Annotated in this window: 4 protein-coding genes; all 4 read left to right on the plus strand. The window is 74.5% G+C overall.

The features are described from left to right. Positions 1-498 (plus strand): sugar phosphate isomerase/epimerase family protein (locus KBX53_RS27785; RefSeq protein ID WP_210862482.1); only part of this gene is annotated, 498 nt, incomplete at its 5' end. Then, positions 495-1,913 carry a hypothetical protein gene (locus KBX53_RS27790; protein ID WP_247676324.1) on the plus strand — a complete coding sequence of 473 codons (1,419 nt, stop codon included), beginning with the start codon at positions 495-497 and terminating at the stop codon, positions 1,911-1,913. The genes KBX53_RS27785 and KBX53_RS27790, both read left to right, overlap by 4 nt. 52 nt (positions 1,914-1,965) lie before the next feature. Beyond that, complete coding sequence (locus tag KBX53_RS27795; protein WP_210862484.1) at positions 1,966-2,364, plus strand: NUDIX domain-containing protein; 399 nt, start codon at positions 1,966-1,968, stop codon at positions 2,362-2,364. A gap of 40 nt (positions 2,365-2,404) precedes the next feature. Next, complete coding sequence (locus KBX53_RS27800; protein ID WP_210862486.1) at positions 2,405-2,908, plus strand: DUF2267 domain-containing protein; 504 nt, start codon at positions 2,405-2,407, stop codon at positions 2,906-2,908. Positions 2,909-3,024 lie beyond the last annotated feature (116 nt).

Raw genomic sequence — 3,024 nt, forward strand, 5'->3', positions numbered from 1 at the left:
ATGTTCTCCCGGCGGCTGCCACCGTTCGAGCCGCCCCGCCCGCCGGACGGCGACCGGCAGGTCCTCCTCGACGCCCTGGGCGAGCTGGGCGAGCACGCCCGGGCCGAGGGGGTCACCCTCTTCCTGGAACCCCTCAACAGGTACGAGGACCACATGGTCAACCGGCTCGACGAGGCCGTGGCGCTCTGCGCCACCCTCGGGCTGCCGTCGGTCCGGGTGGTCGCCGACACCTTCCACATGAACATCGAGGAGGACGACGTGCACCGCGCGCTGCGTGCCGCCGCGCCGTACCTCGGGCACGTGCAGGTCAGCGACTCCAACCGGTACCAGCCCGGCGCCGGGCACCTGGACTGGACGGCGCTGGTGCGTACCCTGCTGGAGCGGGACTACCGGGGGTGGCTGTCCCTGGAGTGCCGGCTGCGCGGCGACCCGGTCCGCGCCCTGCAACAGGCCGCCACCGTGCTGCGCCACGCGCTGCCCCGGCGGGCCGCCGCATGACCGCCGGTGCTGGGCAGACAGGTGTCGGCGCGCCCGCCGCCGAGTCGGCCCGCAACGGCGTGCCCGCCGACTCCCCAGCGACGCGCGCCGACGCCGCCCGCACCGGTGGCCCGGCCGACCCGAGCGGGCTGCGTCAGCTCGCGGTCGACACGCTCGACGCCAACTGGGAACACGACCACACGGTGCCGTCGCGCACCCTCTACCCGCACCAGTGGAGCTGGGACTCCGCGTTCATCGCGATCGGGCTGGCCCACGTCCGCCCCGAGCGCGCCTGGCGGGAGCTGGCGAGCCTGTTCCGGGCACAGTGGGCCGACGGCCGGGTGCCGCACATCGTGTTCAACCCGGCGCTGCGGGTCGGCGCGTACTTCCCCGGACCGGAGATGTGGCGCTCGGCCGACGTGCCCGGAGCACCGGCGGTGGCCACCTCCGGCCTGGTCCAACCCCCGGTGCACGCGCTCGCCGCGTTGCTGGCGTACCGGCGGGCACCCGACCCCGCCGGCCTGGCCGCGCTGCGCCGGCTCTATCCCGCGCTGGTCGCCCAGCAGCGCTACCTGGCCGACCGGCGGGACGTGGCCGGCGACGGGCTGGTCTGCGTCGTGCACCCGTGGGAGTCCGGATTGGACAACAGCCCGGCCTGGGACGAGCCGATGGCGGCGGTGCCGGCCGAGGCGGCTGTCATGTCCGCGTACCGTCGGCACGACACCGCGCACGCCGACGCCGCGCACCGCCCCACGGACCTGGACTACGCGCGTTACCTGGCGATCGTCGCCGCCTACCGCGACCACCGTTACGCCGACCGCGACCTGGCCGCCGGTCACCCGTTCCTGGTGGAGTGCCCGCTGTTCAACGCGGCCTTCGGGGCCGCCGAACACGCCCTCGCCGAGGTCGCCGCGCTCGTCGGCGGCGACCCCGGGCCGCACCGGGACCGCGCGGCCCAGATCACCGAAGCCCTGGTACGCCGGCTGTACGACCCGGACACCGGCACGTTCCAACCCCGCGACCTGCGCACCGACCGGGTGGTGAGCGCCCGGACCGTGCTCGGGCTGGCACCGCTGATCCTGCCCGACCTGCCGAGCCGGCAGGTCGACGCGCTGGTCGTCGAGGCCCGCTCGGCGCGTTTCGGGGTGGCCCGGCGGATGGACCGGCCGTTGCCCACCTACGACCGCACCGCGCCCGACTTCGAGCCGCTGCGCTACTGGCGCGGGCCGAGCTGGCTCAACATCGGCTGGCTGATCCGGCGGGGGCTGCTCACGCACGGACACCCGGAGTTGGCCGCCGGGCTGCGCCGCTCGATGGTCGGCCTGGTGGCCGGGGCCGGCTGCCACGAGTACTTCCACCCGGACACCGGCGCCGGGCTGGGCTCACCGGCGTTCAGCTGGACCGCCGCGCTGCTGCTCGACCTGCTGGCCGACTGAGCGCGGGATCCGGGTGGTAGCGTGCCCGATCCCACCGGCCGGAAGGAGCGTCGTGCGCGAGATCGACAAGGTGGCCTGGATCCTCATCGAGGACGGCAGGGTGCTGAGCACCAGGTCGCAGGGGAAGGACGTCTGGTACCTGCCGGGTGGAAAACGCGAGCCCGGCGAGACCGACCTGGAGACCCTGCGCCGGGAGATCGACGAGGAGTTGAGCGTCGAGGTCGACGTGTCCGGCGCCGTGCACCTGGGCACCTTCACCGCTCAGGCACACAGCCACACGACCGGCACCACAGTGCGGATGACCTGCTACCGAGCCGGCTACCAGGGCCGGCTTCGGCCGGCGAGCGAGATCGCCGAGATGGCCTGGCTCGGGTACGCCGACCGGCACCGCACCTCGGCGGTCGACCAGATCATCTTTGACCACCTGCTGGCCGAGGGGCTGCTGACCTAGCGCCAGTTTGTCGCGCCCGGCCAGGGGTAACCGCCCGAGCGTGACCGACGGCGACGGGTTCCCGTACTTCATCGACGCGGTGTCCAACCGGTCCGGCCTGCCGGCCGAGCAGGCCGCGGTGCTCGCCCGGGCCGTACTCCAGACCATTGCCGAACGGGTGATCGGCAGCGCGCCCGGCGACCTGGTGGGGCACCTACCGGACGAGGTCGGCGGCTACCTGAGCGGCCCAGCCCCGGATGCGGCCGGGACCGGCGGACCGACCCCGGATCCGGTGGTGCCCGTCGGCTCGGACCCCGGCATGGACGCGATCCACACCGGCGTGGGTCTGGATGTCGGCGGCGCCACCGCCGTTCCACCGCCGGACGCCGGCCCCGCCGAGTTCCTGCGGCTGGTGGGAGAGCGCGCCGGGGTGGACCCGGCCACCGCCCGGGCCGGAACCGGGGCCGTCTTCGCCACCCTGCGGTCGGCGATGACGGTACGGGAGTTCCGGGAGATGGTGGCGCGACTGCCGCGCGACGGCGGCGGCAGCCCCAAGTTCCCGTAGTCCGGCCCGTACCCGCCCTGACCGGCCCCTGCGGCGAGGTCCGCTCGCGTTGCACGGGGTTGATGGGTCAGCGCCGCGTTCGGTACTTTCGCCTCTCATGCCGAGCAGTGCGGGGG

Source organism: Micromonospora sp. M51 (assembly GCF_018070305.1).
Classification (GTDB): domain Bacteria; phylum Actinomycetota; class Actinomycetes; order Mycobacteriales; family Micromonosporaceae; genus Micromonospora; species Micromonospora parva.

What these genes read in the sequence shown, in the direction of transcription:
- KBX53_RS27790 (WP_247676324.1), top strand. Translation starts at nt 495, where the DNA reads ATGACCGCCGGTGCTGGGCAGACAGGTGTCGGCGCGCCCGCCGCCGAG.